This is a genomic window from Pseudomonas sp. NPDC089758, assembly GCF_044748705.1.
GTDB lineage: Bacteria > Pseudomonadota > Gammaproteobacteria > Pseudomonadales > Pseudomonadaceae > Aquipseudomonas > Aquipseudomonas putida_X.
On the sequence record NZ_JBIVGN010000027.1, the window covers coordinates 1 to 25,565 of the forward strand.

Consider the following 25,565-nt stretch of genomic DNA (forward strand, 5'->3'; position numbering starts at 1 on the left):
TGAGAGCGGGTCTGGATGAGTACATTCACTACTACAACCATGATCGCATCAAGCTCAGGCTCAATGGCCTGAGCCCTGTGGAGTACAGGACTCGGCCTGCAGCTTAAAGCTGTCCAACTTTTGGGGGGCAGTCCATGGATTGCGCCGAGTTTTAGAAATGGGTAAGACCGTTGCTTCCACAGGTAAAGCGCAGGCCTGAAGAACTACGCGGTCTCCAGTGGGAGCCGGCTTGCCGGCGATTGGGCTGCAAAGCAGCCCCGGTTCAGCACATCAGTTGCGGTCCAGCCACACGGTTTGGGCGTTGGTGAACTCGCGCACGCCGAAATGCGACAACTCACGGCCGAAACCACTCTTCTTCACCCCACCGAAAGCCACGCGGGGGTCAGAAGCGCAGTAACCATTGATGAACACCCCACCGGTGTCCAACGCTGCCGTCATGCGCTCGGCCAGGGCATAGTCTGCGGTGTAGATGGTCGATGCCAGGCCGAATTCGCTGTCGTTGGCCAGCTCCACTGCATGTTCGGCATCGCGGGCAGTGATGATCGCGGCCACCGGGCCGAACAGCTCCTGCTTGAACGCGGTCATGGCCGGGGTGACGTCGGCGAACACGGTCGGAGCATAGAAGTTGCCCACCCCTTCGACCTTGTTGCCGCCCAACAGCAGGGTGGCGCCTTCGGCGAGGGTCGCCTGGACCTGGTCATCGAGCTCGTCGCGCAGGTCGTAGCGTGCCATCGGGCCGATGTAGGTGTCATCTTCCAGCGGGTTACCGACCTTCAACTGGCGCGTTGCCTCGACGAACTTGCGGGTGAATGCCTCGACGATGCGCTCTTCCACGATCAGGCGCTTGGCTGCGGCGCACACCTGCCCGGTGTTCTGGTAACGGCCGACCACGGCGGCTTTAACCGCAGCGTCCAGGTCAGCGTCGGCCAGCACAATGAACGGGTCCGAGCCACCGAGCTCGAGCACGCACTTCTTCAGCGCAGCACCGGCCTGGGCGCCGATGGCCATGCCGGCACGCACGCTGCCGGTCAACGTCACCGCAGCGATGCGCGGGTCGTTGATGGCGCGGGTGACACCGGCCGGGGTCACGTTGAGCACCTCGAACACGCCTTCGGGCAAGCCAGCATCTTTGAACAGCTCGCCCAGCAGGTAGGCACTGCCCATGACGTTCGGCGCATGCTTGAGCACGTAAGTGTTGCCGGCCAGGATCGCCGGTACGGCGCCACGCAGCACCTGCCAGATCGGGAAGTTCCACGGCATCACCGCCAGGATCGGGCCCAGCGGGCGGTATTCGATACGCGCTTTTTCCACCTGGGTCGGCTCAGCCGCAAGCATCGCCGGGCCGTGCTCGGCATACCACCGGCACAGGCCGACGCACTTGCTCACTTCACCCCGGGACTGGCTGATCGGCTTGCCGATTTCGCGGCTGATCATCTGCGCGAAGGTTTCGGCTTTGGCCTCAAGGGTGTCGGCCAGGGCAAGCAGGTACTCGCTGCGCTGACCCAGCGACACCTGGCGCCACTGGCGGTAACCAGCCTTGGCACGTTGCAGCGCCGCTTCCAGTGCGGCGTCGGTGTCGAAAGGGTAGGTGCCGATCTGCTCGCCGCTGTGCGGGTCGATGGAGATGGCGTGGGTCAGGCTGCTGATCTCGCTCATGGCTGGACACTCATTGTTGTTCATGGGTGAAGCCAGACTAGTGGGCTAGGGCTTTAATGAAAACTGAATAATAATGAGCGAAACATTCACGTTTGGAGAATGACTGTGGACCTGGTGCAACTGGAGATCTTCAAGGCCGTGGCCGAGCAGGGCAGCATCAGCGCCGCCGCCCAGCACATTCATCGGGTGCCGTCCAACCTGACCACGCGTATCAAGCAGTTGGAGGAAGACCTGGGTGTCGAGCTGTTCATCCGGGAAAAAAGCCGGCTGCGCCTGTCGCCGGCTGGCTGGAACTTCCTCGAGTACACCCGGCGCATCCTCGACCTGGTGCACGAGGCCCGGTTGACGGTGGCGGGCGAAGACCCGCAAGGCACCTTCGCCCTGGGCTCGCTGGAGAGCACCGCAGCGGTGCGCATACCGGCATTGCTGGCCGCCTATAACCAGCGCTACCCGAAAGTCGATCTGGACCTCTCCACCGGGCCGTCGGGGACCATGCTTGAAGGCGTGCTGTCCGGACGCCTGGTGGCCGCATTCGTCGATGGCCCGTTGCTGCACCCCACGCTTGAAGGCATGCCGGTATTCGAGGAAGAGATGGTGATCATCTCGCCACTCAACCACGCGCCGGTAACCCGAGCGCAGGATGTCAACGGTGCGAGTATCTATGCCTTCCGTGCCAACTGCTCGTACCGCCATCATTTCGAGAACTGGTTCGTCCAGGACCAGGCGGTACCGGGCAAGATCCACGAGATGGAGTCCTACCACGGCATGCTCGCCTGTGTCAGCGCCGGTGCCGGCCTGGCCATGTTGCCGCGCAGCATGCTCGACAACATGCCGGGTTGCAGCACGGTCTGCGCCTGGCCGATGTCGGAGGATTTCCGCTACCTCAAGACCTGGCTGGTGTGGCGCCGGGGTACCGTCTCGCGCAGCTTGAGCATGTTCGTCAAGCTGCTCGAGGAGCGGCGCGCTGGCTGAGACGGCGCTGCATATTAGCCATTAGTGGCAATTTACTTCCAACTTCCTGATTACTTGGACGATAATCAGAAAAGTATTACCTCGTGTGACCGGTTGGATGCACCGGTCACCGTAAAAATCGAGGGGCGAGAAGCCCCCGCTTGCCCGTGTTGACCATCAGGAGATGTCATCGATGAAAACCCGTTTCGCCACTATGCTGGCGGCCGCCGCATTGGCTTTTTCCGGGGCCAATCTGGCCCAGGCCGCGCAGGTGTCTGGCGCCGTGGGCGCCACCAGCCAGGGCGACATGACCTACCGTATCGGCCTGGCCTTCGACTGGGACAAGAAATGGCTGCAAAGCAGCACCGGCTTCGTGTCCGGTTACTGGGACGCGGCCTACACCTACTGGGAAGGTGGTGAGGCCAGCGGTGCCCACTCGCTGTCGTTCAGCCCGGTGTTCACCTACGAATTCAGTGGCTTCACCTACACCCCGTATGTCGAGGCAGGTATCGGCCTGGCAGCATTTTCCAAGACTGATGTCGGTGATCAACGCCTGGGTTCCTCGGTCAACTTCGAGGACCGCATCGGCTTCGGCCTGAAGCTGCCGGGCGAGCAGAAAGTCGGCATACGTGCCATTCACTACTCCAACGCCGGTATCAAACAGCCCAACGACGGCATCGAATCCTACTCGCTGTTCTACAGCAAGGCGTTCTGAGACTGCGGGCCGTGCCAGCGGCCCCGGCCATTTCAGAAGGTGTACGATACCCCGGCTTGCACCGTACGCGGTGCACCTGGGTACACGTAAGTGTTGAACGCCCCCTCGTCGTAGCCTTTGTTGAACACGTTGTTCACATCCAGGTTCAGCCGCACATGCTCGTTGACCTTGTAGAAGCTGTGCAGGTCCACCACGCTGTAGCTCGCCATGGTGTAGGTCGTGGCGGCGGTCTGCCCGGCACGCTCATCGATGTACTTCACCCCGACCCCCAGCCCCAGGCCCTTGGCCAGGCCGTCCTGAAACTCGTAGGTGTTCAGCAGGCTGAAGCTGTTGCGCGGGATGTTGGCCAGGCGCGTACCGCTGGGTACGGTGTTGTCCTGGGTCACCTCGGCGTCGACGTAGGCATAGCCACCGATCACACGCCACTCGGGGGTGAGGTTGCCGGCAATGTTGATGTCCAGCCCGCGGCTGCGCACCTCACCGGCGGCGATGCTGTAGGTGCCGGACGGGTCGTTGGGGTCGCGGGTCAGCACGTTTTCCTTGACGATGTGGTAGACGGCCGCGTCGATGCTTAGCGGGCGATCCGGCGCTTCCCACTTCATACCCAGCTCATACGACTTGCCTTTCTCAGGGTCGAAACCACTGCCTTGCAGGCTGGCGCCACTGTTGGGCTTGAACGAGCGCGCGGTATTGGCGTAAACGGCAAGCGTGTCGGTGAGGTCATACAGCAGGCCGAAACGGGGGGTGACGCCGTTTTCACCCTTACTGAAGTCGCCAGCGTTGTTCAGCTTGTTGTCGTAATCATGCTCGTAGCGCTCGAAACGCACCCCGGCGAGGGCTTTCAGGCGCTCGGTCAGGGCGACCTGGTCCTGAATGAAGGCCGCCCAAGTCTTGAGGTTTTCCTTGTCGTGGGTAGTCGTGCGGGTCAGGGCAGGGCGGGGCTGGCCCAGCACCGGGTCGAAGATATCGACCGGATAGGCGTCGGCACCGGCGGCCGAGCGTTGAATGATCGAGCTGTAGTCGTAATCTTCGTATTCGATACCGGTCAGCAGGGTGTGGGCAAAACCACCCGTGTCGAAGTGGCCGGTCAGGTTGAGCTGGTAGTCACGGTCGGTCCATTCGAGCTTGCGGTAGTTGAAGTTGCGCCCCAGGGTGCGGCCATCGGCCTGCAACGCATTGGCCTCCACGGCGTTGCCCTTGAGTGAGCCATCCAGCCACTGCATGCCGCCGCCCAAGGTCCAGTCATCGCTGAGCGCGTGCTCGAAGCGCAACTGCGCCATGTTGTTGTCGTTGTGCAGCAGGTTGTCGCTGCCTTTTTCCCAGATATTGGTGTCACGCGAGGCGCTGCCGCGCTGGCCGGGCAGGCGGGTGAGGCCGCGGTCGAGCGGGTGATTGTTGCGCATGAAGTCGCCCTCGAAGACGATCTTCGTGGCGTCGTTCACCTGCCAGCTGAGCACGGGCGCAATGTCGTAGCGTTCACTTTCGACATCATCGCGGAAGCTGTCACCCCCTTCGCCCAGCACGTTCAGGCGGTAGGCGAGCGAGCCATCTGCGTTGAGCGGCCCAGTGGCATCGAGCGTTGCCCGGTGCATGCCTTGATCGTCGAGCTGGCTGCCCAGGGTCACCTTGGGTTCGGCCAGTGGCTGCTTGCTGACCACGTTGAAGGTCCCGCCTGGATCGCCACGGCCATACAGGCTGGTGGCCGGGCCGCGGATCACTTCCAGCCGTTCGACACTGTTGGCATCGGGGGCATTCGGGTAGCCACGGTTGATCGGGAAGCCATTGCGGTAGAACTCGCCCGTGGTGAAACCGCGTACCGTGAACGTGGTCAGGCCCTGGCCGCCAAAGTTATTAGCGCGACCCACGCCGCCGGCGTAGTCCAGGCCGTCCTGCAGCCGCGTGGCGCCGGTGTCTTCGAGTACCCCCTTGGGCACGACGCTGATCGACTGCGGTATTTCGTGCAGCACGGTGTCTGTACGCGTGGCGCTGGCCGAACGATTGGCTTTGTAGCCGTCTACCGGCCCATCGGCGCGTTCACTGTCGGCGATACCGCTGATGTTCAGGGCCTGAAGTTCGATCTGGGCGGGGTCACCGAGTGATTCGGGCTCGGCGAAAGCCAACGGGGAGACAGCATGTAGTACACAAAGCGAAACGAACGTGCGACGCATCGACGGTACGATCCTGAACTAGGGCGCGAGGAAGAGGAATTAAGCGGCGCAAAGGTACTACGAATCATTATCAAATGCATTGTTTTTAAATGGAGCGGGAGTGCCAGTTGCGTGCCGCTCGTGCATTCGATTTCCGCTGTCAGATCGAGCGCAGCGCAGCCGGCGCTCGATCTGACCACTGCAAAAATCTCAGCCGATGCGTCAACGCACGCCTTTGACCGCCAGCACATTGCACAGCGGATGCTCCAGCACATGCGCCGTGGTCCCGCCCAGGAACGCCTGCAGGGCGTCATGCCGGTGGTTGCCCATCACGATCACATCGACCCGGCTGTGGCTGACGAACTGGGCAATCGCCCGAACCGCCGCACCTTCCAGAAAGTGCCGGCGTTCCAGCGGGATCTGGTGATGGTCGCCGAGGCGGTTGAACGCTGCCCGTTGCGCGGTGCGCACGTTGCCCTCGAAGCCAGGCATGGTCACCGTGCCGGCGCCGAAGTCGGCGAGGTGGGTTCTGGCCGCATCGCACACATGCAGCAGGTGCATCTCGGCGTTGCACTGCAGCGCCAGGGCGTGGGCGCAGTGGATCACCTGCTCGTCCAGGTGTTCGCCGGCACCGTGGCTGTTGAGGTCGACGGCGACGGCGATTTGCCGGGGCAGCGGCAGGCGAATGTCGCTGACCAGGTGCACGGCCACCGGGCTGTCCTTGAGCAGTTGCCAGTCCAGCGGTGTGACCAGCAGGCGCTTGAGCACCGGTTCGTGCTGTACATCCTTGATCAGCAGGTCACAGCCCAGCTGCTCGATGCGCTCGATCACGCTGCCCAAAGGGTCGCGGGTGAGCAGCAGCTCGGTGGACACATCCAAGCCGGCATCGCGCAATTGCTCGGTGGCGTCGGCCAGCCATTGGCGGTTGTCGGCAAGCAGTCGCTCGCGTTCACGGCCGTCGCTCATCAGGCCAAAGGTGTCGACATCGTCGACGAAGACATTGATATCCAGCAGGGCATCACTGGATTCAGCCAATGCCGCCGCGCGCTGCAGCGCGGGCGTATAACGCATCTGCGGGCCGAGCATCACTAACAAACGCTTGAACTGGCTCATCGCACACCTCCACGTGTGGGCAGCCCCCCGGTTCATGCCTGTCGATCTGGTCTGTTCAGTCTAGGCGGGAGCGGGCTTGCCCGCGAATGCCAAGGCGTCTACCGGCACAGTGTTTGTCGGGTATGATGCCACCCCATCATTTTCACGAGGCCCGTGCCATGTCCCTGAGTGCTGAACAGACCGGCGAATTCCGCGCCTTCGCCGAGCAGTTGGCCGATGCCGCTGCTGCCGCGATCCAGCCGTACTTTCGAGCCAGCCTGGACGTCGAGGACAAGGGCGGGCGCCTGTACGACCCGGTGACGGTGGCCGACAAGGCGGCCGAAGATGCCATGCGTGCGCTGATCCAGGCGCGTTACCCGGAACACGGCATTCTTGGCGAAGAGCAGGGTGTGGCAATCGGCAGCAGCCCCTTGACCTGGGTGCTCGACCCCATCGATGGCACCCGCGCCTTCATCACCGGCCTGCCACTGTGGGGGACGCTGATCGCCCTGAACGATGGCAGCCGCCCGGTGCTGGGGGTGATGAACCAACCTTTCACCGGGGAGCGTTTCGTCGGCACCGCTGATGGCTCGTGGCGTAGCGGCACGCCATTGAAGACCCGCACCTGCACAGACCTTGCCGCGGCAACCTTGATGTGCACAACGCCAGACATGTTCGACACGCCGGCGCGCAAGGCTGCGTTCCAGGCCGTGGCTGACCAGGCGCGGCTGATGCGCTACGGCGGCGATTGCTATGCCTACTGCATGCTGGCCTCGGGGTTTGTCGATGTGATCGTCGAAGCGAGCCTGCAACCGTATGACGTGCAGGCGCTGATGCCGATCATCGAAGGGGCGGGCGGGGTGATCACCGCTTGGGATGGCAGTTCGGCGCAGCACGGCGGCTGTGTGGTGGCCTGCGGTGACCCGGTACTGCACGCCCAAATGGTGCAGATGCTGCGCCACGCCATGTGAGCCTTGCTGGCAAGGGTTCATGGCCACCCGCCACGCAGGCGTGAGCAAACGGGCGAGCAGGCGCACTGACGTTCGGTCACCCCACCATCGCACTTTTTCCGCTTTACGGGCTCTATGCTTGGCCAGGCCGCGCCGATCCCCGGCGCGGCCGCCGATTTCGACCCGGTGCCGATGGTTGCAAGCAAACCCGTAATCTTCCCACGCCTGCTGCTGGCAGGCGCGCTGGCCTGCCTGGGCGCCTGCACCCAGCAGCAAGGCCAGGACATCGTCAGCCAGTTCGGCAATGGCAAACCCAGCGAGCTGTTCCAGACCAGTGTCGACCGCATGGCGACGCTGGCCATGCGCGACAACCTGCAAAGCCTGTTCCTGCTGATGAACAAGCTGTACCTGCGCAACCCCAGCCAGTGGAAAATGTCCGGTTATCTCGATGCCACAACTGCAGAACGGCAGATCCGCATCGCCATCGAACAGCGGCAACCCTTGGCGCAGTTGGGCAACCGTCGTGACCTGGCTGCCTTGAGTTACGCCCTTAGCCCGGAGTTTCGCGGCGATCGTGTCGGGGCGTTCATCTACGCCATCGGCAGCATGCTGATTACCGCGCACGGCGGGCGAACGGAGTTCTTCATGACGGATACCATCGACCCTTTGTTCGTCAACAACGCCGCTCGCAACATCGAAAAGGCTACCTGGATGCTCAGCCAGCGCCAGGATGCCAATGGGGTATTGCTGTTGTTTTCCAACGAGATCTCGGAGGAGGGCAGCAACCTGAGTTTCGCGGTGGAGTTCGGCAAGATCGTGGCGCGCCTGGATTTGCTGGCGCAAATGTTGGACGAGCGCTACCGGCGGATCGGGCTCAACTACGCGCAAAGCCTGCTGCTGATGAACTTCCTGCCGGTGCAGTGAACGCCGTCACAGCAACGCCTGAATCGCATTTCGATAGCGCTGGCCGGCGCGGCTCATGCTGTTGTTGTGGCTGGCCCCCGGTACCAGCAACAAGGTCTTGGGCTGCTGCGCTGCCTCGAACAACTGCTGGCTGAAACGCGGCGGCACGAAACGGTCGTCCAGGCCGTGCACCAGCAGCAGCGGCAGGCCGACGTCCTTGATCTTGTCCAGCGAATCGAATTTCTGCGACAGCAGCCAACGCACCGGCAGGGTGGTATCGGCCACGGCAGCGGCGACATCGCCCAGTGACGTGAAGGTCGACTCCAGGATCAGCCCCCGTGCGGGCACTGCCCCGCCTTCTTTCTGCGCCTGGCGCGTCAGGTCGGCAGCCAGCTCCACCGCTACCGCGCCGCCCAGCGAATGGCCAAAGATCAGGCGTTTGCCCGCATCCGGTTGCAGCTGGGCAAAACGCTCCCAGGCAATGCGTGCGTCTTCATAGACGGTCGCCTCGGACGGCAGGCCGCCGCGGCTTTGGCCGAAACCTCGGTAATCCACGGCCAGCACCGAATACCCCATGGCATGCAGCTGTTCGATGCGAAACAGCTGGCCGGTGAGGTTCCAGCGTACGCCGTGCAGGTAGAGGATGGCCGGCGCATCGGCGCGGCGGGCCGGCCACCACCAGGCGTGCAGGCTCTGGTTGGCGGCGAAGCTGCGCGGGCGCAGGTCCAGTTCCTGCACGCCACTGGGCAGGCCACGGAACCAGCTTGCTTGGCCCGGCTCGATGCGGAACACCAGTTCACGTTCCTTGTGCTGCAGCACGGCGCAGCCGGCTGGCAGGCCGACAACCAGGAAGGTGGCGCACAGCCAGGTGAACCAGCGACGGCGCAGGTGGGTGCGTAAGGAAATGGACATGCGGTTTTTTAACAGATACGCAGGTTAGGATGTCGGAAAAGTTACCGGGTGGACGTGCAGCTTGGTTGCAAACTGTTTCGTGCGATAACCGCCCAAACGCTGCTTTCGCCTATCCGATAGCCGCCCACCCAATCTGAACATCGCATTGCCCAGCTCCGCTCATTTGCTTAGTGTGTCATCAAGCCACCGGCGGTCAGCTGCCCCCTGAAATCCGACCCCGGCCCGGTAGAATGACCGTTGACCGCAACCACAGGCCCCGGGCCAGTAGGACGCGGCGCCCAGAACAATAACGATACCGAGTGCCTTGCCTATGGAAAGCCGCCTGCTGAGCGAGCGCAGTAGCGTGTTCCATCACGCCGACCCCTATGCGGTGTCCGATTACGTCAACCGCCACGTCGGCCAGCACTGCATCGGCCTGTCGCGCAGCACCCACCCGCAGGCCAGCCTCAGCCACCGCAAGTTCGCCGAACTCGACCTCTGCCGTATCAGCTACGGGGGCAGCGTGCGGGTCACGTCACCGGCCCTGGAAACCATTTATCACCTGCAGGTGCTGCTCCATGGCAACTGCCTGTGGCGCGGGCCACAGCGCGAACATCACCTGGTGCCAGGCGAACTGCTGCTGATCAACCCCGACGACCCGGTGGACCTTACCTATTCCGAAGACTGCGAGAAGTTCATCCTCAAGGTACCGACGCACATGCTCGACTCGATCTGCGAGGAGCAGCGCTGGCAGCGGCCTGCGGGCGGGGTGCGTTTTTTGCGCAACCACTACCGGCTCGAAGAGCTGGACGGTTTCGTCAACCTGCTGGCCATGGTCTGCCATGAGGCCGAGGTGAGTGATGCGCTGCCGCGGGTGCAGGGCCACTACAGCCAGATCGTCGCCAGCAAGCTGTTGACGCTGATGAGCACCAACATCCGCCGGGAAAGCCTGGGCACGCCGGGGGCCAGCCTGGAGCGGATCCTCGACTACATCGAGCGCAACCTCAAACTGGAGCTGGCAGCCGAGACCCTGGCCGAACAGGCCTGCATGAGTGTGCGCTCACTTTATGCGTTGTTCGATCGCCACCTGGGCACCACGCCCAAACAGTACGTACGGCAACGTAAACTGGAGCGGGTGCATGCGTGCCTGAGCGATAGCAGTTGCGCGGTGCGCAGTGTGACGGAACTGGCGATGGATTACGGCTTCCTGCACCTGGGGCGGTTTGCCGACACCTACCGTGAGCGTTTTGGGCAGCTGCCTTCGCAGACCTTCAAGCAACGGCGCTGAGTTGACGGGGGCAATCGCTGGCAAGCCAGCCACTTCGAATAAAGCCCTGCCGGCCTGGCGGGCAGGGCTTGACCTGGGGCCCGGTGAGAACCATCACAACGGATAGTGCTTCAACTCCCTGGCAATCAACATCCGCTGGATCTCGCTCGACCCTTCATAGATCTGCGTGATGCGCGCGTCACGGTAATAGCGCTCGACCGGGTAGTCTTCCAGGTAGCCATAGCCGCCATGCACCTGGATCGCCATCGAACACACCCGCTCTGCCATCTCCGATGCGAACAGCTTGGCCTGCGACGCCTCCGACAGGCAGGGTTTGCCCGCGCTGCGCAGGCGTGCGGCATGCAGGATCAGCAAGCGTGCGGCATTGACCTGCACCTGCATGTCGGCCAGCAGGTTGGCGATGCTCTGGTGCTCGTTGATCGGCTTGCCGAACTGCACCCGGTCGCGGGAATAGGCCAGCGCCGCCTCGAACGCGGCGCGGGCGATACCCAAGGCCTGGGCCGCGATGCCGATACGCCCGCCTTCAAGGTTGGACAAGGCAATGGCCAGGCCCTTGCCACGCTCACCCAACAGGTTGGCGGCGGGGATGCGGCAATGGTCGAAGGTGACGGCGCAGGTGTCGGAGGCGCGGATACCCATCTTGTGCTCGCTGCGGTCGACCTTGAACCCCGGGTTGTCGGTGGGTACCAGGAATGCCGAAAGGCCTTTCTTGCCAAGCGCTGGGTCAGTCACGGCAAAGACGATGGCCAGGCCCGCGCGGCGGGCGTTGCTGACGAACTGCTTGGCGCCATTGATCACCCATTGGCCGTCGATCAATTCGGCGCGGGTGCGCAGGTTGTGCGCTTCAGAGCCGGCCTGCGGCTCGGTCAGGCAGAAGCAGCCGATCACTTCGCCGCTGGCCAGGCGCGGCAGCCAGGCTTGCTGCTGCTCGGGTGTGCCGTAGGCCAGCAGCGGGCCGCAGCCCACCGAATTGTGGATGCTCATCATCGCCCCGGTGGCGCCGCAGCCTGCGGAAATTTCCTCCACGGCCAGGGCGTAGGCCACGTAGTCGGTGTAGCTGCCCCCGAAGTCTTCCGGCACCACCATGCCCAGGAGCCCCAGTTCACCCATCTTGCGCACCACGCCGTCATCGATCCAGCCGGCCTTTTCCCAGGCCTGGGCATGCGGGGCGATTTCGCCGCGGGCGAAGTCCCGGGCCATGTCGCGGATCATGATCTGCTCTTCGCTCAGTTCTACGTCTTGCATCTGAGTACTCCCCGGCTCACAGGCCTTCGAAGAATTGGTCGACGCGCTGGCGTTGCAGCCCCGCCAGGGTCGGCGGGTTCCAGCGTGGCTGTTTGTCCTTGTCGATGATCAGGGCGCGCACGCCTTCGATGATGTCGCCGTGGCGGAACCATTGGCGGTCCAGGTGCAGCTCCATGGCGAAGCAGGCTTCCAGCGGCAGATGACGGCCGCGGCGCAGCATCTCCAGGGTAACCGCCATGGCCAGTGGCGAGCGGCTTTCCAGCTGGTCGGCAGTGGCCAGTGCCCATTGGTGGCTGTCGCCGATGCTCACTGCCCGCAATTGCTCGATGATCGCTGCCACATCAGGCTGAGCGAAGTAGTGGTCGATGACCGGGCGCAGGCTTTCCAGTGGTGCGTCGTCCAGCACCTGCTTGCCCAGCCTGGCCAGCAGCCCCTGCAGGGCCTTGAGCGGATGGGCGCCGAGGTCCAGGCGGTCGAGGCCTTCATCGAGTTCAGCAAGTTTTTCGCTTGGCAGGTACCAGTCGGCCAGCCCGCAATACAGCGCGTCCGCCGCCTGGATCTGCGCGCCACTGACGCCCAGATAGGTGCCCAGCTCGCCCAGGATGCGTGAGAGGAAGTAGCTGCCGCCAACGTCCGGGAAATAGCCGATGCCGACCTCGGGCATCCCCAGCCGGCTGCGCTCGGTGACGATACGCAGGTCGCAGCCCTGTGCCAGGCCCATGCCGCCACCGAGGGTGAAGCCGTCCATCAGCACCAGTACCGGTTTGCGGTAGCGGTGGATCACCAGGTCCAGGGCGTATTCCTCGACGAAGAAGTCTTCGTGCAGCGTGTCGCCGGCCTTGTAGCTGTCATGCAGCGAGCGGATGTCGCCGCCGGCGCAAAAGCCTTTGGGGCCTTCGCCGCGCAGCACCACGGCTTGCACGTGCGGGTCATCGGCCCAGCGGTCCAAGTGCTGGCGCAGGCTGCGCACCATGTCGAGGGTCAGGGCATTGAGGCCACTGGGGCGGTTGAGGGTGAGGTGGCCTATCTGGTTGCGGACCTCGGCCAGAACATGGGCCGTTGCCGAGGTATGAGCGTGCGCGGTCATCGCGTTCTCCCTGCTTTGTTATTGATTTTCCAAGTGAAGTCTGGAGTGCGCTGGAGGATCGATGGATCCTGTCATGCAAAATTGCCCTGCACAATGGATATATCTGCAGGTGAGGCGTGCGTTTTTGCCAGGGCTCCGGCGTTGAGTCTTTCAGGCTAGTGCACCGCAGGCAAGCTAAGTGCAATCATTACCCTGAGCGTAACGATCACGCCGCCAGCTTGATTGATCGCTCAACCGCCCAGTCCTACTGTGCCTCTACGACAGCGAACCGTGGAGTCACCCATGACCATAACGAAGAATCCACCGCCGCAGTGGTCCAGGCGGCGCGCCGAGAAGCTGCGCCGCCTGGAGCGGGTCCGTCACCTGGCCGACGGTGTGGTGCTGCCGACCGAACGCATCGTCGAGGCACTGGAGCTGTTGATCGCTCCAGGTGACCGGGTGGTGCTCGAAGGCAACAACCAGAAGCAGGCCGACTTCCTCTCCCGTTCGCTGGCCAAGGCCAACCCCGAGCAGCTGCACGACCTGCACATGATCATGCCCAGCGTCAGCCGTGCCGAGCACCTGGACCTGTTCGAACGGGGCATCGCACGCAAGCTCGACTTTTCGTTCGCAGGGCCCCAGAGCCTGCGCATCGGCCAACTGCTCGAAGACGGCCTGCTCGAAGTCGGCGCCATTCATACCTACATCGAGTTGTATTCGCGCCTGCTGGTCGACCTGATCCCCAATGTCACGCTGGTCGCCGGGTTCATGGCCGACCGTGACGGCAACCTGTACACCGGCCCCAGTACCGAGGACACCCCGGCCCTGGTGGAGCCGGCAGCCTTCAGCGATGGCCTGGTGATCGCGCAGGTCAACCAGCTGGTCGAGCGCGTCGACGACCTGCCACGGGTGGACATTCCGGCCTCCTGGGTAGACTTCGTGGTGGTCGCCGACCAGCCGTTCTACATCGAGCCACTGTTCACCCGCGACCCGCGGCACATAAAACCGGTGCACGTGCTGATGGCGATGATGGCCATCCGTGGCATCTATGAAAAGCACAAGGTGCAGTCGCTCAACCACGGCATTGGTTTCAACACGGCCGCCATCGAGCTGATCTTGCCGACCTACGGCGAGTCGCTGGGCCTCAAAGGCAAGATCTGCCGCAACTGGACGCTCAACCCGCACCCCACGCTGATCCCGGCCATCGAGACCGGCTGGGTCGAAAGCGTGCATTGCTTTGGCACTGAACTGGGGATGGAGGACTACATCGCGCAACGCCCGGACGTGTTTTTCACCGGCCGCGATGGCTCGCTGCGCTCCAACCGCATGATGTGCCAGCTGGCGGGGCAGTACGCGGTCGACCTGTTTATCGGCGCCACCTTGCAGGTCGATGGTGATGGCCATTCCTCGACCGTCACCCGGGGCCGCCTGGCCGGCTTCGGCGGCGCGCCGAACATGGGCCATGACCCCCGCGGCCGGCGCCACGCCACTGCGGCCTGGCTCGACATGACGGTGCCCGACACCTTGCTCGAACGCGGCCGCAAACTGGTGGTGCAGATGGTCGAAACCTACCAGGAAGGCGGCAAACCGACCTTCGTCGAAACCCTGGACGCCGTGGACGTGGCGAAGAAGGCCGGCATGCCGCTCGCACCGGTGATGATCTACGGCGATGACGTCACCCACCTGCTGACCGAAGAGGGGATCGCCTACCTGTACAAGGCGCGCAGCCTGCAAGAGCGCCAGCAGATGATTGCCGCCGTGGCCGGGGTCACCGCCATTGGCTTGCGCCACGACCCCAAGGACACTTTACGTCTGCGCCAGCAAGGCCTCGTCGCCTTGCCCGAAGACCTCGGCATCCGCCGCACCGATGCCAACCGCGAACTGCTCGCGGCACGCAGCATCGCCGACCTGGTGGAGTGGTCCGGTGGCCTGTACAACCCACCTGCACGGTTCAGGAGCTGGTGATGCAACTATTCAATCTGCAACCCTATGCTCCGTTTCACCGGGCCGCGCGCCCGCTTGAACACTGCCCGATCCCTTTGGCAGCCGGCTTGCCTGTGATCACGCCGGCCGCTGAAAGCGCAATTCCCCTTGCCGACCACCTGGCCGACCTGGCGGTGGAAGCGCTGATCGACGAGGCCGACCTGTCACCCAAGCCTGGCCTGGTGGACCGGCGCAGCAGCGGCGCGCACAGCGACATGACGCTGGCCATGATGCATGCCTCGGCGCTTGCCCTTTGGCCTTGCTTGCGGCAAATGGCCGGCGCCGCCCAGGCCCACGGCGAGGTTGGCCCGGCGCTGCGCATCGAGCTGGGCCGTATCGGCCGTGAAGGGGAGGCCGCGATGCTGGCCACCACCTGCGGCGTCAACACCCATCGTGGCGCGATCTGGGCCCTGGGCCTGCTGGTGGCCGCCCAGGCCCTGGATGCCACGGCCGACGCGAGTACCGTCGCAGCCCGTGCCGGGCGCATCGCCCTGATCGAGGACCCAGCCGCCTCCGCCCAGGACAGCCACGGCACCCAGGTACGCCGCCGTTACGGCGCCGGCGGTGCCCGCGAACAGGCGCAGCAGGGCTTTCCTGCCGTCATCGGCCACGGCCTGCCGCAACTGCGCCGCAGCCGCGCCAACGGTGCCAGCGAAAACCACGCACGCCTCGATGCCTTGCTGGCGATCATGGCCGCGCTGAGTGATACCTGCGTGCTCTGGCGCGCCGGCCCGCAGGGCCTGCAAACGCTGCAGCAGGGCGCCCGCCGTGTGCTCGCAGCCGGTGGCAGTGCCACCCTCGACGGCCGCCGCCACTTGCGTCTGCTGGACACCCAACTGCTGCAACTGAACGCCTCACCGGGCGGTGCCGCCGACCTGCTGGCCGCCTGCCTGTTTCTCGACAAAGCCGGGAGCCTGTGACATGGAAACCCTGACCTTTCAATTCCCTGCCGCCGAGCCTGGCCGTGGCCGCACCCTGGTGGGTTGCGTCAGCTCGGGCGACCTGGAAGTCCTGATGGAACCCGGCACCGCCGGCAGCCTGAACATTCAGGTGGTGACCTCGGTCAACGGCAGCGGCGCCCGCTGGGAGCAACTGTTCCAGCGCCTGTTCCAAGGGCGCACATGGCCGGCGGTAAACATCGACATCCATGACTTTGGCGCCACGCCTGGGGTGGTACGCCTGCGCCTTGAGCAAGGTTTCGAGGAGATCGCCCATGACTGACACCCAACGCCTGCTGCAAAGCCGCAGCTTCGTCGAACTGGGGGCGCGCCAGCGTGCCCGCACCTTGCTCGACCCGGGCAGTTTTCGCGAGCTGCTCGGCCCGTTCGAGCGGCTGATGTCGCCGTGGTTGCCGCGCCAGGGCATCGTGCCCCAGGCCGACGACGGCGTGGTCATCGCCAAGGGCTTGCTGGGTGGCCGCAACTCGGTCATCGCCGCCATCGAAGGCGCCTTCCAGGGGGGCAGCATGGGCGAAGTGGGCGGTGCCAAGATTGCCGGTGCCCTGGAGCTGGCCATCGAAGACAACCGCAACGGCATCCCGACTTGCGCCGTGCTGCTGCTGGAAACCGGCGGGGTGCGCCTGCAGGAGGCCAACCTTGGCCTGGCGGCGATTGCCGAGATCCAGGCAGCCATCGTCGAGCTGCGCCGCTATCAGCCGGTGGTGGGCCTGGTCGCAGGGTCGGTGGGCTGTTTTGGCGGCATGTCCATCGCTGCGGGCCTGTGTAGCCACCTGCTGGTGACCCGAGAGGCGCGCCTGGGCCTCAATGGCCCGCAGGTGATCGAGCAGGAAGCCGGCATCGCCGAGTACGACGCCAAGGACCGTCCCTTCATCTGGAGCCTGACCGGTGGCGAGCAGCGGTACGCCAGTGGCCTGGTGGATGCGTATGTGGCCGATGACGTCGACAGCGTTCGCCAGCAACTGCTGCAGTTGCTCGACGCCCCCAGTGCCGACCGTGCAGGTCGTCATGCCTGGTACCTCGAACGGCTCGCAAGCCTGGGCAACACCTGCCCGCAACTGGATGCCGCTGCCGTACGCGCCCTTTATCAAGGAGATGCCCCATGAACCGTGCCCTGAACTGGCTGCCAGGCCTGGCCGGCGGCGAAGCACTGTCGGGTTATCCCGCCTCGCTGCGGGTCATCGATGGCGAACTGGACAACCGCCCGGCGCGCTTCATCGCCGTGGTGCCGGATGCGCACAACCCGTTCCCCCGGGCGCGCAACGGTGAAGTCGGCCTGCTCGAAGGCTGGGCGCTGGCCAAGGCGGTGAGCGAGGCGATCGAACTGGACCGCGATGGCGAGAAGCGCGCCATCGTCGCGGTCATCGATGTGCCCAGCCAGGCCTACGGCCGCCGCGAGGAAGCCTTGGGCATCCACCAGGCGCTGGCCGCTGCCGTGCAGGCCTATGCCCAGGCACGCCTGGCCGGCCACCCGGTGATCGGCCTGCTGGTGGGCAAGGCCATGTCTGGCGCGTTTCTGGCCCACGGCTACCAGGCCCAGCGGCTGATCGCACTGGATGACAGCGGGGTGATGGTGCACGCCATGGGCAAGGCGGCGGCGGCGCGGATCACCTTGCGCAGCGTCGACGAACTGGAGGCCTTGGCCGCCGAGATTCCGCCGATGGCCTACGACCTGGCCAGCTATGCCTCGCTGGGCCTTTTGTGGCGGCGCCTGCGCGTGGATAACGCGGATACCCCGAGCGCAAGCGATCTGGCCCAGGTGCGTGCCTGCCTGGCCGAAGCGCTGCGCGATATCGGCAACAGCACCGACCTGACGTCACGTTTGGCCGGCGAGCACCGCAGCGCTTCGCGCGAAGTGCGTGCACGCTTGCGCAGCCATTGGCAGGAGGCCTGAGATGAGCGCGCCACAGCCACATGACCTGCTCTGGGGGATGCCCCCGGCCGCGCTCCCTGCCGATGCCCCTGCCTGGGCGACGCAGGTACTGGCAGCCGGGCAACCGGTGGTGGTGCGCCGAGCGTTCTGCGCGGCAGGGTGGGTGGCGGTGGGGTTGCGCGGGGAGGGGCGCGCCCAGCGCCTGGGTGTGCAGATGCGCCTGGCGGACATTCGCCGGCATCTGCGCCCGGAAGCCTTGCGCGGGCAGGGCGCGAGCCCCTGGCCAGCGCTACAGGCGCTGGCCAGCGTGGCCCCGCTGCTCGACGCCAGCGGGCTGGCCTGGGGGCCGACAGGCGGGGTGGGTTACCAGCTGGCTACCGGGGTCGAGGTGCTGCACGCGGCCAGCGACCTTGACCTGCTGCTACGCACACCGCGGCCCATGAGCCGGGCCGCGGCGCGTGAGTTGCTCGATAGCCTCGACTGCGGGCCTTGCGGAATCGATGTGCAACTGCAAACCCCCGCAGGTGGCATCGCCCTGCGTGAATGGGCCGGGGCGGCACCGCGTGTGCTGCTCAAGTCGGCGCTTGGTGCCCGGCTGGTGGCCGACCCGTGGAACCTGCTGGAGTGCGCAGCGTGAGCAGCCTGTTCGCGTTCCCTGGGCAGGGCGCCCAGCAGGCGGGGATGCTTCACCGCCTTCCCGAGGGCTCGGCAGCGTTGCTGGAGGAGGCCAGTGACACCCTCGGGGAACAGGTGCTGGCCCTGGACAGCCCGCAGGCATTGCAAACCACCCGCGCCGTGCAGTTGTGCCTGCTGTTGGCCGGGGTGGCCTGGGCGCGCACGTTGTTGCAGCGCAGCCCGGCGCCTGAGTATGTGGCAGGGCTGTCGATCGGCGCCTACCCTGCCGCCGTCACGGCGGGCGCCCTGGCGTTTGCCGATGCCGTACGCCTTGTGGCGCTGCGCGGTGAGCTGATGCAACGGGCCTACCCTCAAGGCTACGGCATGACCGCCCTCAGTGGCCTGGACCTGGCCAGTGTCGAGCGCTTGCTGGCCCAGGTGGGCGGCGAGGTGTACCTGGCCAACCTCAACAGCGACAACCAGATCGTCATCGCCGGCAGCGACAAGGCCATGGCCGAGGTCGCCGCCAAGGCGCGCAGCCGTGGCCAGGGCGTGGCCCGGCGCCTGGCGGTCAGCGTGCCGTCTCATTGCCGCTTGCTCGACGGCCCGGCGGCCGAGCTGGCACAGGCATTTGCAGGTGTGCAGATAATCCGCCCGCACATCACCTACCTCAGTGGCAGCAGCGCGCGGCCGCTGTTCGATCCGCAACGCCTGCGTGACGACCTGGCCGGCAACATGGCCCGGCTCGTCGATTGGCGTGCTACGTTGCGCAACGCCTATGAGCGCGGCGTGCGCCTGCACCTGGAGCTACCGCCCGGCAGCGTGCTGACCGGCCTGGCCCGCCCGGTGTTCGAGCAGGGGCGTGTACTTGCCCTGGAGCAAACCCGATTCGATACAGTGGACGCCCTGCTGCGTCAGGAGGTCAGCCAGCGCCCATAAATGCCGTGTTTTTCGAAGGACAACAACAAGCAACTTCGACCCAACGCGAGGACAACAACAATGATCATTTACGGTGTGGCCTTTCTGGCCCTGTGTACCCTTGTAGGCCTGTTCATCGGCGAACTCCTGGGCAAGCTCCTGGGTGTCCCGGCCAACGTCGGCGGAGTCGGCATCGCCATGCTGCTGCTGATCTTCATCGGCAGTTACCTCAACACGCGTGGCCTGATCAAGGCCAAGTCCGAACAGGGCGTGGAATTCTGGAGCGCCATCTACATTCCCATCGTAGTCGCCATGGCCGCCCAGCAGAACGTACTGGGTGCGCTGTCCGGCGGGCCGATGGCGATAACGGCCGGCGTCGTGGCGGTGATCGCAAGCTTCGCCATGGTGCCGCTGCTGGACCGCATCGGGCAAAAGAAGCCTGAGGCGGGCACCGACAAACCCCTGACTGCTGCGCAACGGTGACCGCCATGTACGAATCGATGATGAAAGTGATCAACGGGTATGGCCTGGTCAGTGGTTTCGCAGTGATCGGCGTAACCATGTGGCTGTCCTACTGGATGTCCGACAAGCTGACCCGCGGGCGTTTGCATGGCTCTGCCATCGCGATTTTCCTCGGCCTGGCGTTGTCTTACGTCGGTGGGGTGATGACCGGCGGGCAGAAAGGCTTGGTGGACATTCCGCTGCTGTCTGGCATCGGCCTGCTGGGTGGGGCCATGTTGCGCGACTTCGCCATCGTCGCCACGGCTTTTGGCGTCAACATCGAAGAACTCAAGCGCGCCGGGCTGTCCGGGGTGATCGCGTTGTTCTTCGGTATCGGCACCTCGTTCGTCGCAGGGGTAGGGGTGGCCATGGCCTTTGGTTACACCGATGCGGTCAGCCTGACCACCATCGGCGCCGGGGCAGTGACCTATATCGTCGGGCCGGTGACGGGCGCTGCGATTGGTGCAAGTTCCGAGGTGATGGCGCTGTCGATTGCCGCCGGACTGGTCAAAGCCATACTGGTCATGGTGGTGACGCCCTTCGTGGCCCCGATGATCGGTTTGAACAACCCGCGCACTGCGGTGATCTTCGGCGGCTTGATGGGCACCTCCAGCGGCGTGGCGGGCGGCCTGGCGGCGACCGACCCCAAGCTGGTCCCCTATGGCTGCCTGACCGCAGCGTTCTACACCGCCCTGGGCTGCCTGCTGGGCCCTTCGCTGCTGTACTTCTGCATGCGTGGCCTGATGGCCTAGCCGCGCCTTGCCGTGGTGGTTCTGCCGAACCGCCGCGGTGCGCGGCGCTCAGTTTTCCCGGCTGTACATTCGGCACTCCGCCAGCAGTGCCAGCAGGTTGGGCTCGCGCTCGCGGGCCTTGAGGAACACCACACCGATATGCTGCTGCAGCCGGTAACGCGGCTGCAGCGCAATCAGCTTCACACGGTTTTCGTACACCGCGGCAATGCGACCGGGCAACAGTGCAAAGCCCACCCCCGAACTGACCATGCTCAGGAGGGTGAAGATGTCGTTCACCTGCATCGCCACCTTCGGCTCGAACCCTGCCTGCTGGAACACCCGTGCGCCATCACGGTGGGTGGCAAAGCCTTGGGTCAGGGTGATGAAGGTGGACTCGGCCAGGTCCGCCAGGTCCACTTCCTGCTGCTCGGCAAACGGCGAATCGGTGGGCACGGCGAGGTAGATATCGTCGGAGAACAGCGGCAACTGCTCGCAGGCAGGGTCGGCCACGCTTTCATCCAGCGACACCAGCACCGCTTCGAGTTCATGATTTTTCAGCCGCTGCAGCAGGTCGACGTTCGAGCCCAGGGTCAGGTCGATGTTCAGTGCACTGCGCCGCAGCTTCAGGCCCATCACCAGTTTGGGCACGGTCTTGACGGTCAGCGAGTACAGCGCCCCGAGGCGGAAGCGTTCGGCGTAGAAGCCGGCCGCCTCGCGGGTCTGGCGCACCATCTGCTCAGCGTCCTGGATCAACTGGCGGGCCTTCTTCTCCAGCACATAGGCGCTTTCGAGCGGAATCAGCTGACGACCTTCGTGCTTGAACAGCGGGCAGCGCAGGGCGCTTTCCAGCGAATGAATGGCCCGGTGCACGCTGACTGCGCTGGTGGACAACTCGGCGGCGGCGCGGCCGAGGTTGCCGCTGCGCATGAACGCGAGGAAGGTCTCGAGCTTTTTCAGGGTCAGTTCTTCGTCGATCAGCATGTTCAGGCCCTGAAATGAAAGAGCTGCAGAGCATGCCACAACCTCACCCCGAAGGGTGATGGCCGGCCCCGGCATCCCATGCAAGAATCCCAACCATGACCACCCCGGCATGGGACAACGACAATGAGCAAAGACCGGCTGAAATCGCCCGACTGGTACGCGCAGATGGGCCGTGTCATCGACGCCCAAGGCACGCCGGGTTTTGTCGAGGCGTTGTTCGCCGCGCTCAAGTTGCTGGCGCCGTGCCAGGCCATCACGGTGTTTCTTTACCCACGCAAGGGCCTGCCCTCGGCGCTGTTCGTCAAGGACGAGGAGGGCCCTTGGCTGCCGGAAGGCAACGTGCAGCGCTACCTGGAAGGCTACTACCTGCTGTGCCCGTTCTACCGTGCCTGCATGGACGGTGTGGCGGCCGGCTGCTTTCGCCTCAGCGACGTTGCCCCGGACCATTTTAAGCGCAGCGAGTACTACCTGTCGTTCTACCAGCACGCACACCTTGAGGACGAACTGAACTTCATCGTCCCTCTGGATGAACACCTGACCATCGCCGTGGCCCTGGCCAGTACCCGCCGCTTGGACCGTCAGCAGGTCAGTGACCTCAAGTGTGTGGCGCCCTGGGTGGTGGCCGTGGTGCGTCGCCAGTGGAGCCACCTGGATGTCGACGCCGTGGGCGGGCGCTTCGAAAGTGCCCTGGGCCGGCAGATCAACGCCGCGCTGAACAACTTCGGCTCTTCACTGCTCACGGAGCGCGAGTGCCGTATCGCCCAGTACCTGCTGCGCGGCCACTCGACACGCTCGCTGGCCGAGCGCCTGGGCATCAGTGAAGACACGGTCAAGACCCATCGCAAGAATCTCTACACCAAGCTGGACATCGCCAAGCAGTCCGAGCTGTTTTCGCTGTTCATCGATTCGCTGGCCCAGGCCCAGGAAGGCCTGAGCAAGGACCCGCTGGAAAGTTACCTGCGAAGGCGCTGACGGCGCCACGTCCACCCACCTCTACAACACCTGCAACCGGCCGCACGCGCGGCCGAAAGGGAGACCTGCGTGCATACGAAAAGCGATTGGCAGCAGCGCGCTGCACGGCAAAGCTTCATCACCACGGCGCTGATCGACGGCCGCCCGCTGGCCCCGCAGTCCGGGGAGACCTTCGATGCGATCAACCCGGCCAACCGGCAGTTGCTGGCCCAGGTCGCCGCGTGCGGCGATGCCGAAATCGACCAGGCAGTGCGTGCCGCGCGGCGCGCCTTCGAGCAAGGCCCCTGGGCGCGCATGGCACCTGCGGCGCGCAAGGGCGTGTTGCTGCGCCTGGCTGAACTGATGATGGCCCACCGCGAGGAGCTGGCGCTGCTCGACTCACTGAACATGGGCAAGCCCGTGATGGACGCCTACACCATCGACGTGCCAGGCGCGGCCAACGTATTCGCCTGGTACGGTGAGGCGCTGGACAAGGTCTACGACCAGGTCGCGCCAACGGCTGGCAATGCCCTGGCCACGGTCACGCGTGAAGCGCTGGGTGTGGTCGGCGCCGTGGTGCCATGGAATTTCCCGCTGGACATGGCTGCCTGGAAGGTCGCCCCGGCACTGGCCGCCGGCAACAGTGTGGTGCTCAAGCCCGCCGAGCAGTCGCCGTTCTCTGCCCTGCGCCTGGCCGAGCTGGCGCTGGAGGCAGGGGTGCCCGAAGGGGTGCTGAACGTGGTGCCGGGCCTGGGTGAAAGCGCTGGCCGTGCCCTTGGCCTGCACCCGGATGTGGATTGCCTGGTGTTCACCGGGTCGACCCAGGTGGGCAAGTACTTCATGCAGTACTCGGCGCAATCAAACCTCAAGCAGGTGTGGCTGGAGTGTGGTGGCAAGAGCCCGAACCTGGTGTTCGACGACTGCCAGGACCTGGACCTGGCAGCGGAGAAAGCGGCCTTCGGCATCTTCTTCAACCAGGGCGAGGTGTGCTCTGCCAATTCGCGCCTTTATGTGCAGCGCTCGGTCCACGACGAATTCGTCGAGCGCCTGCTGGCCAAGGCCCGCCAGTGGCTGCCCGGCGATCCCCTGGACCCGGCCAGCCGTGCCGGCGCCATCGTCGACGACGCGCAGAGCGCACGCGTCATGGCGGCCATCGAGCAGGCCCAGGGCGACGGCGCCCGCCTGTTGTGCGGCGGCCAGCGGCTGAGCTTCAACGGCTCGAACAACTTCATCGCGCCGACGGTGTTCGCCGACGTGCGCCCGGATTCGGCCCTGGCCCGCGAAGAAGTATTCGGCCCCGTGCTGGCGATCACCGCCTTTGACGACGAAGCGCAGGCCGTACGCCTGGCCAACGACAGCGTTTACGGCCTGGCCGCCTCGCTGTGGAGCGACGACCTCAACCGCGCCCACCGCGTGGCCCGGCAGTTGAAGGCGGGCACTGTCTCGGTCAACACGGTCGATGCCCTCGATGTGGCGGTGCCCTTTGGTGGTGGCCGCCAGTCGGGCTTTGGCCGCGACCTGTCGCTGCACGCCTTCGACAAGTACACCCAGCTCAAGACCACCTGGTTCCAGCTGCGCTGACCCTCACTCACGGAGAACAACAATGAACGCCCCCTTCCAGCCGCAACGCGACACCCGCGACTACCAGGCCAGTGACGCGGCCCACCACATCCACGCCTTCCTTGACCAGAAGGCGCTCAACGCCGAAGGCCCGCGGGTGATCACCCGCGGCGAGCGCCTGTACCTGTGGGACAACGACGGCAGGCGCTACCTGGACGGCATGTCCGGCCTGTGGTGCACGCAGCTGGGCTACGGCCGCAAGGACCTGACTGCCGCCGCCGCCGCGCAGATGGACCAGCTGGCGTACTACAACATGTTCTTCCACACCACCCACCCGGCGGTGATCGAGCTGTCCGAACTGTTGTTCAGCCTGCTGCCCGGGCACTACAGCCACGCGATCTACACCAACTCCGGCTCCGAGGCCAACGAGGTGCTGATCCGCACCGTCCGCCGTTACTGGCAGGTGGTCGGGCAACCGAACAAGAAGGTCATGATCGGCCGCTGGAACGGCTACCACGGCTCGACCCTGGCCGCCACAGCGTTGGGCGGCATGAAGTTCATGCATGAGATGGGTGGGCTTATTCCGGATGTGGCGCACATCGATGAGCCGTACTGGTACGCCGAAGGCGGCGAGCTGAGCCCGGCCGAGTTCGGTCGCCGCTGTGCTTTGCAACTGGAGGAAAAGATCCTTGAACTGGGTGCAGAGAACGTTGCCGGTTTCATCGCCGAGCCGTTCCAGGGCGCAGGCGGGATGATCTTCCCGCCGGAAAGCTACTGGCCGGAAATCCAGCGTATCTGCCGCCAGTACGATGTGTTGCTGTGCGCGGACGAGGTGATTGGTGGCTTTGGCCGTACCGGTGAATGGTTCGCCCATGAGTACTTCGGTTTCGAGCCTGACACGCTGTCCATCGCCAAAGGCCTGACGTCGGGTTATGTGCCCATGGGTGGCCTGGTGCTGAGCAAGCGCATCGCCGAGGCGCTGGTGGAGCGGGGCGGGGTATTTGCCCACGGCCTGACGTATTCCGGCCACCCGGTGGCAGCCGCAGTGGCCATCGCCAACCTCAAGGCGCTGCGCGACGAAGGCATCGTGCGCCAGGTCAAGGACGATACTGGCCCGTACCTGCAGCGCATCCTGCGTGAGGTATTTGCCAACCATCCGTTAATTGGCCAGGTGCAGGGCGCGGGGCTGGTGGCGGCGTTGCAGTTCGCCGAGGACAAGGGCAGCCGCAAGCGTTACGCCAATGAGAATGACCTGGCCTGGCAGTGCCGCACCTACGGGTTCGAGGAAGGTGTGATCATTCGTTCGACGCTGGGGCGGATGATCATGGCGCCGGCGCTGGTGGCCACGCATGGCGAGCTCGATGAGCTGGTGGACAAGACGCGCATTGCCGTGGACCGGACGGCGCGGGGCCTGGGGATTTTGTAAGGTTCCGAGGAGGCTCGCGTTGCGAGCCATCGCCGGCAAGCCGGCTCCCACCTGGATTGCGCCGGCTTTTGGAAATTGGGCAAGACCGTTGCTTGCACAGGTAAAGCGCAGGCCTGAAGAACTGCGCGGTCGTGGTGGGAGCCGGCTTGCCGGCGATGGGCCTTTA

General features: G+C 64.8%; 24 protein-coding genes and 2 pseudogenes. 18 read left to right on the plus strand and 8 right to left on the minus strand.

Annotation, left to right across the window (positions count from 1 at the left end):
* Positions 1-107: IS3 family transposase (locus tag ACIPZH_RS24900; protein WP_400638247.1), on the plus strand; the 107-nt coding region annotated here is incomplete at its 5' end.
* A gap of 163 nt (positions 108-270) precedes the next feature.
* Here ACIPZH_RS24900 and ACIPZH_RS24905 read toward each other — a convergent pair.
* A complete protein-coding gene (locus ACIPZH_RS24905) occupies positions 271-1,656 on the minus strand; it encodes an aldehyde dehydrogenase family protein (protein WP_400638207.1) in 1,386 nt (461 codons plus the stop codon).
* 105 nt (positions 1,657-1,761) lie between these two features.
* Here ACIPZH_RS24905 and ACIPZH_RS24910 point away from each other — a divergent pair, with 105 nt between their 5' ends.
* Entirely contained in the window at positions 1,762-2,628 is an 867-nt protein-coding gene (locus tag ACIPZH_RS24910; RefSeq protein ID WP_012314743.1) for a putrescine utilization regulator PtrR, read from the plus strand.
* A gap of 172 nt (positions 2,629-2,800) precedes the next feature.
* Positions 2,801-3,322: an acyloxyacyl hydrolase gene (locus tag ACIPZH_RS24915; RefSeq protein WP_400626428.1), complete on the plus strand. Its 522-nt coding sequence runs from the start codon at positions 2,801-2,803 to the stop codon at positions 3,320-3,322.
* A gap of 32 nt (positions 3,323-3,354) precedes the next feature.
* Here ACIPZH_RS24915 and ACIPZH_RS24920 read toward each other — a convergent pair whose 3' ends face one another.
* Together ACIPZH_RS24920 and ACIPZH_RS24925 are read right to left on the minus strand one after the other, a co-directional pair.
* Positions 3,355-5,490 carry a TonB-dependent siderophore receptor gene (locus tag ACIPZH_RS24920; RefSeq protein WP_400638209.1) on the minus strand — a complete coding sequence of 712 codons (2,136 nt, stop codon included), beginning with the start codon at positions 5,488-5,490 and terminating at the stop codon, positions 3,355-3,357.
* A gap of 201 nt (positions 5,491-5,691) precedes the next feature.
* A complete protein-coding gene (locus ACIPZH_RS24925) occupies positions 5,692-6,582 on the minus strand; it encodes a universal stress protein (protein WP_241803634.1) in 891 nt (296 codons plus the stop codon).
* A gap of 158 nt (positions 6,583-6,740) precedes the next feature.
* Here ACIPZH_RS24925 and hisN point away from each other — a divergent pair, with 158 nt between their 5' ends.
* The gene (hisN, locus tag ACIPZH_RS24930) at positions 6,741-7,532 is read left to right on the plus strand and encodes a histidinol-phosphatase (protein ID WP_400638211.1); all 792 of its coding nucleotides are present in this window, start codon (positions 6,741-6,743) and stop codon (positions 7,530-7,532) included.
* Positions 7,533-7,703: 171 nt separating this feature from the next.
* On the plus strand, positions 7,704-8,435 hold the full coding sequence (locus tag ACIPZH_RS24935) for a hypothetical protein (RefSeq protein ID WP_400626860.1): 732 nt from the start codon (positions 7,704-7,706) through the stop codon (positions 8,433-8,435).
* A gap of 6 nt (positions 8,436-8,441) precedes the next feature.
* On the opposite strand, the gene ACIPZH_RS24940 is transcribed toward ACIPZH_RS24935, so the two are convergent.
* Positions 8,442-9,326 carry an alpha/beta hydrolase gene (locus ACIPZH_RS24940; RefSeq protein ID WP_400638213.1) on the minus strand — a complete coding sequence of 295 codons (885 nt, stop codon included), beginning with the start codon at positions 9,324-9,326 and terminating at the stop codon, positions 8,442-8,444.
* 310 nt (positions 9,327-9,636) lie between these two features.
* Here ACIPZH_RS24940 and ACIPZH_RS24945 point away from each other — a divergent pair, with 310 nt between their 5' ends.
* Positions 9,637-10,593, plus strand: a complete 957-nt coding sequence (locus ACIPZH_RS24945) for an AraC family transcriptional regulator (RefSeq protein ID WP_400638215.1) — start codon at positions 9,637-9,639, stop codon at positions 10,591-10,593.
* Between the two features lie 93 nt (positions 10,594-10,686).
* On the opposite strand, the gene ACIPZH_RS24950 is transcribed toward ACIPZH_RS24945, so the two are convergent.
* Together ACIPZH_RS24950 and ACIPZH_RS24955 are read right to left on the minus strand one after the other, a co-directional pair.
* Positions 10,687-11,838, minus strand: coding sequence for an acyl-CoA dehydrogenase family protein (locus ACIPZH_RS24950; protein ID WP_267816353.1), 1,152 nt, complete (start codon positions 11,836-11,838; stop codon positions 10,687-10,689).
* Positions 11,839-11,854: 16 nt separating this feature from the next.
* Positions 11,855-12,925: an enoyl-CoA hydratase/isomerase family protein gene (locus ACIPZH_RS24955; protein WP_400638217.1), complete on the minus strand. Its 1,071-nt coding sequence runs from the start codon at positions 12,923-12,925 to the stop codon at positions 11,855-11,857.
* Between the two features lie 282 nt (positions 12,926-13,207).
* Between ACIPZH_RS24955 and mdcA the strand changes: the two genes are divergently transcribed.
* Genes mdcA through madM form a run of 9 tightly spaced genes read left to right on the plus strand, consistent with a single transcriptional unit; the run spans position 13,208 to position 20,502 of the window.
* Positions 13,208-14,869 carry a malonate decarboxylase subunit alpha gene (gene mdcA, locus ACIPZH_RS24960; protein ID WP_400638218.1) on the plus strand — a complete coding sequence of 554 codons (1,662 nt, stop codon included), beginning with the start codon at positions 13,208-13,210 and terminating at the stop codon, positions 14,867-14,869.
* Positions 14,869-15,807 (plus strand): triphosphoribosyl-dephospho-CoA synthase, encoded by a 939-nt coding sequence (locus ACIPZH_RS24965; protein ID WP_400638220.1) that lies wholly within the window; start codon positions 14,869-14,871, stop codon positions 15,805-15,807. Before mdcA ends, ACIPZH_RS24965 begins: the two co-directional genes overlap by 1 nt.
* A 1-nt stretch (position 15,808) precedes the next feature.
* Positions 15,809-16,108: a malonate decarboxylase subunit delta gene (locus tag ACIPZH_RS24970; protein WP_012314731.1), complete on the plus strand. Its 300-nt coding sequence runs from the start codon at positions 15,809-15,811 to the stop codon at positions 16,106-16,108.
* Positions 16,101-16,949: a biotin-independent malonate decarboxylase subunit beta gene (locus tag ACIPZH_RS24975; RefSeq protein ID WP_400638221.1), complete on the plus strand. Its 849-nt coding sequence runs from the start codon at positions 16,101-16,103 to the stop codon at positions 16,947-16,949. Before ACIPZH_RS24970 ends, ACIPZH_RS24975 begins: the two co-directional genes overlap by 8 nt.
* On the plus strand, positions 16,946-17,737 hold the full coding sequence (mdcE, locus tag ACIPZH_RS24980) for a biotin-independent malonate decarboxylase subunit gamma (RefSeq protein WP_400638222.1): 792 nt from the start codon (positions 16,946-16,948) through the stop codon (positions 17,735-17,737). The genes ACIPZH_RS24975 and mdcE overlap by 4 nt, the downstream gene beginning before the upstream one ends.
* 1 nt (position 17,738) lies before the next feature.
* Positions 17,739-18,353, plus strand: a complete 615-nt coding sequence (locus ACIPZH_RS24985; protein WP_400638223.1) for a malonate decarboxylase holo-ACP synthase — start codon at positions 17,739-17,741, stop codon at positions 18,351-18,353.
* Positions 18,350-19,270, plus strand: a complete 921-nt coding sequence (mdcH, locus tag ACIPZH_RS24990; RefSeq protein WP_400638224.1) for a malonate decarboxylase subunit epsilon — start codon at positions 18,350-18,352, stop codon at positions 19,268-19,270. Before ACIPZH_RS24985 ends, mdcH begins: the two co-directional genes overlap by 4 nt.
* 60 nt (positions 19,271-19,330) lie before the next feature.
* A complete protein-coding gene (gene madL, locus ACIPZH_RS24995; protein WP_241803621.1) occupies positions 19,331-19,732 on the plus strand; it encodes a malonate transporter subunit MadL in 402 nt (133 codons plus the stop codon).
* Positions 19,733-19,737: 5 nt separating this feature from the next.
* Positions 19,738-20,502 (plus strand): malonate transporter subunit MadM, encoded by a 765-nt coding sequence (madM, locus tag ACIPZH_RS25000; RefSeq protein WP_241803620.1) that lies wholly within the window; start codon positions 19,738-19,740, stop codon positions 20,500-20,502.
* 48 nt (positions 20,503-20,550) lie between these two features.
* Here madM and ACIPZH_RS25005 read toward each other — a convergent pair whose 3' ends face one another.
* Positions 20,551-21,462 carry a LysR substrate-binding domain-containing protein gene (locus ACIPZH_RS25005; RefSeq protein WP_241803619.1) on the minus strand — a complete coding sequence of 304 codons (912 nt, stop codon included), beginning with the start codon at positions 21,460-21,462 and terminating at the stop codon, positions 20,551-20,553.
* A 123-nt stretch (positions 21,463-21,585) separates the two neighbouring features.
* On the opposite strand from ACIPZH_RS25005, the gene ACIPZH_RS25010 reads away from it, so the two are divergent.
* The 3 genes and pseudogenes from ACIPZH_RS25010 to ACIPZH_RS25020 form a co-directional block, all read left to right on the plus strand.
* Complete coding sequence (locus ACIPZH_RS25010; RefSeq protein WP_241803618.1) at positions 21,586-22,434, plus strand: helix-turn-helix transcriptional regulator; 849 nt, start codon at positions 21,586-21,588, stop codon at positions 22,432-22,434.
* A gap of 69 nt (positions 22,435-22,503) precedes the next feature.
* The gene (locus tag ACIPZH_RS25015; protein ID WP_241803617.1) at positions 22,504-23,994 is read left to right on the plus strand and encodes an aldehyde dehydrogenase; all 1,491 of its coding nucleotides are present in this window, start codon (positions 22,504-22,506) and stop codon (positions 23,992-23,994) included.
* Between the two features lie 22 nt (positions 23,995-24,016).
* A pseudogene (locus ACIPZH_RS25020) lies at positions 24,017-25,333 on the plus strand (aspartate aminotransferase family protein); the annotation flags it as partial.
* On the opposite strand, the pseudogene ACIPZH_RS25025 reads toward ACIPZH_RS25020, so the two are convergent.
* Positions 25,313-25,429, minus strand: a pseudogene (locus ACIPZH_RS25025) (hypothetical protein); the annotation flags it as partial. The pseudogenes ACIPZH_RS25020 and ACIPZH_RS25025 sit on opposite strands and share 21 nt — an antisense overlap.
* Positions 25,430-25,565: the final 136 nt, after the last annotated feature.

Excerpts from the sequence above, each read along its gene's own strand:
- madM (WP_241803620.1), top strand. The coding sequence starts at position 19,738 with ATGTACGAATCGATGATGAAAGTGATCAACGGGTATGGCCTGGTCAGT.
- ACIPZH_RS24905 (WP_400638207.1), bottom strand. The coding sequence starts at position 1,656 with ATGAGCGAGATCAGCAGCCTGACCCACGCCATCTCCATCGACCCGCAC.
- ACIPZH_RS24970 (WP_012314731.1), top strand. The coding sequence starts at position 15,809 with ATGGAAACCCTGACCTTTCAATTCCCTGCCGCCGAGCCTGGCCGTGGC.
- ACIPZH_RS24925 (WP_241803634.1), bottom strand. The coding sequence starts at position 6,582 with ATGAGCCAGTTCAAGCGTTTGTTAGTGATGCTCGGCCCGCAGATGCGT.
- ACIPZH_RS24945 (WP_400638215.1), top strand. The coding sequence starts at position 9,637 with ATGGAAAGCCGCCTGCTGAGCGAGCGCAGTAGCGTGTTCCATCACGCC.
- ACIPZH_RS24955 (WP_400638217.1), bottom strand. The coding sequence starts at position 12,925 with ATGACCGCGCACGCTCATACCTCGGCAACGGCCCATGTTCTGGCCGAG.
- madL (WP_241803621.1), top strand. The coding sequence starts at position 19,331 with ATGATCATTTACGGTGTGGCCTTTCTGGCCCTGTGTACCCTTGTAGGC.
- ACIPZH_RS24935 (WP_400626860.1), top strand. The coding sequence starts at position 7,704 with ATGGTTGCAAGCAAACCCGTAATCTTCCCACGCCTGCTGCTGGCAGGC.
- ACIPZH_RS24950 (WP_267816353.1), bottom strand. The coding sequence starts at position 11,838 with ATGCAAGACGTAGAACTGAGCGAAGAGCAGATCATGATCCGCGACATG.
- mdcE (WP_400638222.1), top strand. The coding sequence starts at position 16,946 with ATGAACCGTGCCCTGAACTGGCTGCCAGGCCTGGCCGGCGGCGAAGCA.
- ACIPZH_RS24920 (WP_400638209.1), bottom strand. The coding sequence starts at position 5,490 with ATGCGTCGCACGTTCGTTTCGCTTTGTGTACTACATGCTGTCTCCCCG.
- ACIPZH_RS24985 (WP_400638223.1), top strand. The coding sequence starts at position 17,739 with ATGAGCGCGCCACAGCCACATGACCTGCTCTGGGGGATGCCCCCGGCC.
- ACIPZH_RS24975 (WP_400638221.1), top strand. The coding sequence starts at position 16,101 with ATGACTGACACCCAACGCCTGCTGCAAAGCCGCAGCTTCGTCGAACTG.
- mdcA (WP_400638218.1), top strand. The coding sequence starts at position 13,208 with ATGACCATAACGAAGAATCCACCGCCGCAGTGGTCCAGGCGGCGCGCC.
- ACIPZH_RS24915 (WP_400626428.1), top strand. The coding sequence starts at position 2,801 with ATGAAAACCCGTTTCGCCACTATGCTGGCGGCCGCCGCATTGGCTTTT.
- ACIPZH_RS24940 (WP_400638213.1), bottom strand. The coding sequence starts at position 9,326 with ATGTCCATTTCCTTACGCACCCACCTGCGCCGTCGCTGGTTCACCTGG.
- ACIPZH_RS25005 (WP_241803619.1), bottom strand. The coding sequence starts at position 21,462 with ATGCTGATCGACGAAGAACTGACCCTGAAAAAGCTCGAGACCTTCCTC.
- ACIPZH_RS24965 (WP_400638220.1), top strand. The coding sequence starts at position 14,869 with ATGCAACTATTCAATCTGCAACCCTATGCTCCGTTTCACCGGGCCGCG.
- ACIPZH_RS25010 (WP_241803618.1), top strand. The coding sequence starts at position 21,586 with ATGAGCAAAGACCGGCTGAAATCGCCCGACTGGTACGCGCAGATGGGC.
- hisN (WP_400638211.1), top strand. The coding sequence starts at position 6,741 with ATGTCCCTGAGTGCTGAACAGACCGGCGAATTCCGCGCCTTCGCCGAG.